Origin of the sequence: Puniceibacterium sediminis, from assembly GCF_900188035.1 — a bacterium.
In the GTDB taxonomy this organism is placed as follows: Bacteria; Pseudomonadota; Alphaproteobacteria; order Rhodobacterales; family Rhodobacteraceae; genus Puniceibacterium; species Puniceibacterium sediminis.
Genome location: NZ_FZNN01000053.1, coordinates 1 through 2,431 on the forward strand (window position 1 = coordinate 1; position 2,431 = coordinate 2,431).

At 67.5% G+C, this 2,431-nt stretch carries 4 protein-coding genes; all 4 read right to left on the reverse strand.

Annotated elements, in window-relative coordinates:
• Positions 1–795, reverse strand: a 795-nt coding sequence (locus CHB75_RS21090; RefSeq protein ID WP_089274120.1) for a hypothetical protein, incomplete at its 3' end; no start/stop codon positions are given.
• 33 nt (positions 796–828) lie between these two features.
• Complete coding sequence (locus tag CHB75_RS21095) at positions 829–1,251, reverse strand: ExbD/TolR family protein (protein ID WP_089274122.1); 423 nt, start codon at positions 1,249–1,251, stop codon at positions 829–831.
• A gap of 3 nt (positions 1,252–1,254) precedes the next feature.
• On the reverse strand, positions 1,255–1,635 hold the full coding sequence (locus tag CHB75_RS21100) for an ExbD/TolR family protein (protein WP_089274124.1): 381 nt from the start codon (positions 1,633–1,635) through the stop codon (positions 1,255–1,257).
• Positions 1,632–2,431, reverse strand: an 800-nt coding sequence (locus CHB75_RS21105; protein ID WP_245841107.1) for a MotA/TolQ/ExbB proton channel family protein, incomplete at its 5' end; no start/stop codon positions are given. The genes CHB75_RS21100 and CHB75_RS21105, both read right to left, overlap by 4 nt.

Genomic DNA, 2,431 nt, shown 5'->3' on the forward strand with positions numbered 1-2,431 from the left:
GCCGGAGCTTGTGACCTTGAGCCAGAGCACGACCGTTCCCGATGCGCGCCCGGCCCGGCTGGGATAGCGTTTGAGCCGTTCCACGCGGGTGCGGATCGCCGCGCCCCAGGAGGCCTTGAGGCTGTTCTGCCTGGCCTTTCCGGAGGTCGCGGTTTGTCCGTCGCGCGATTGCCCGGCCTGCGCACCGCCGCCGGTCCCGGCCGCACGTTGCGCGGCGCTGTCGGCAGAGGCCGTGCTGGCGGTTTTTGCCGGGGTCTTCTGTGGTTTCTTCTTTGGTTTGGGCTTCTGGCGCTCTACCGGTTTCGGTTTGACCGGTGGAGCGGGGCGCAATTGCGGACGTTGCGTCGCCTGAGGCGCGATCTCTGACGGCGTGATTTCCGGTTCACGCGCGACTTCTGGCTCGGGTTCCGGCACCGGTTCCGGCTTGGGTGGCGGCGGCGGCAGTTCCGCCAGCGCCGTGTCGGGCATCTGCGGCAGCTCCGGCAAGGCCATGAGCGGCGCCGCCGGGGTCGGCATCCGTGGCGCGTCGGTGGGGGGCGTCACGGCAGGCGGTGTCATCTCTGGCGGGGTGTCGGCCAGTTCAGGCAGGTCGGGCACCTGCGCGACATCGGGCGGTTTCAGCCAGTCCTCGACCATCGTCTCCACGCTGGCGGTCGAGGCCTCCATCGTGACAAGATCCGCGCCGCCCGCCCCCGCTGCAGCCGAGGCTTCCTCGGGCGGGGAAATGGAAAATCCCAGCATCAGCACCCCGGTCGCGACCAGGGTGAATACCGGAAATTCGATGTACTGTCTCACGGACGTATCCTCATTTCGGGGTCGCCGGGCATCTCACTGCGCCGTCACCACCAGATCGACGCGCCCGAACCCGAGACCACCAAGCACCGGCATCAGCCGGGCCAGTTGCGCCGCGGGCACCCCGGCATCGGCGCGCAGTTGCAGCGGCGGCCGACTGGCAGCGTCCGCGCAATCGGCCTGCGCGCAAAAATTCACTCGCGCTGCGGCAAGCGCGACCATCACCGGCTCCTCGCCCTCAAACTCGCGAAAACCAAGCCGCCCGTCCTCGGCCAGAAACAGCACGATCTCGCCCTCTGCCTCGCCCTCGGCAGTGGAAACCGGCGGCGTCACGGGAAAGGGTTCGGGCGCGGTCAGACGTGCGGAAATCAGGAAAAAGATCAGCAGCAGAAAGACCACGTTGATCATCGGCAGGATATTTTCGCTGCGCGGGCGGCTCGGGGGCATCTCGATCTGCATGGGTTATTCCACCAGAACGACGCGCTTGAACCCGGCGGTACCCAGCAGGTCAAGCGTGTCCACGATCCGCTGCAGCGGTGCCTCATCTGCGGCGCGCAACACGATGATATCGCCGGGATCCTCGGTCATCCGCTCGATCTCGGACGGCAGGGCCTCGGCCATCACATCCACGCCGTTCAGCGTCATGCGTTCAGGGTAGACGGTGATCAGGCGCGGTGGCCCGGAATAGCCGCTGCCCTGCCCCGCCACCGTCAGCCCGACCGCGCTTTCGCTGCCAAAACGCGAGGCCAGCATGAAGAACACCAGCAGCAGGAACACCACGTCGATCATCGGCGTCAGGTTGGGCCGACGCGGCGCCGGCGGGCTGCCGAAACTGACGCTCATTCCGCGGCGGCAACGGAAGAGCGGAACGAGGCGATCGAGGCCTGCAGCGGGGCGTCCGCAGCGCCCGCCACCGGACGCAAAAAGATCCGCGTCGCGGAATCTTCCATGCTGTGGCGCATGCGTTCCACCACGCTTTCGAACCAGGTCAGCCCGACCGAGGCCGGGATCGCCACCGCCATGCCCGCCGCCGTGGTCAGAAGCGCCTCCCAGATGCCGCCCGCAAGGGTCGCCGGATCAGCCCGCGCACCGGCGTCCTGCAGCGCCTGGAACGCCGCGATCATGCCCAGAACCGTGCCCAAGAGGCCCAGAAGCGGCGCAATCGTCGAGCACAGCTCCAGCGCCTTGAGCCCGCCGCGCAGGCGCGACAATTCGTTCTTGGCAACACGCTGCGCCTCGGCCTCTGCGCCGGTCTGGTCCAGTGTGGGGTCAAGCTGCGAGGTCATCGCCGCAAGCGCCACCCGGGCGCGCGGGTTGCGGCGGCGTTCGAGCAGTTGCACCGCCTGCCCCGTCAACCCTGCCGTCCACAGGTCAATCGCCCGCTCCGTCCGCCGCCCACCACGCCAGGCCCCCGCCAGAAAGAACCGCCACACCTTCCACAGGATCAGCGCAAGCGTCAGCACCGCAAGCGCCGCAATCGCCCAGATCGACGGCCCGCCGAGAATGAGAAAATCCAGCGCTTCGGCCAAGGTCGGACCCAGCAGATCCCTGGCATATGTCAGATAGGCGTCCATCAGAGCTCCGTCAGCATCACAATAAAAAACCCGGGGCGCGCAGCCAAAACAAGCCACAATCCCTT

Bases quoted from the DNA above. Each gene is read 5' to 3' on its own strand.
- CHB75_RS21095 (WP_089274122.1), bottom strand. From the start codon at position 1,251: ATGCAGATCGAGATGCCCCCGAGCCGCCCGCGCAGCGAAAATATCCTG.
- CHB75_RS21100 (WP_089274124.1), bottom strand. From the start codon at position 1,635: ATGAGCGTCAGTTTCGGCAGCCCGCCGGCGCCGCGTCGGCCCAACCTG.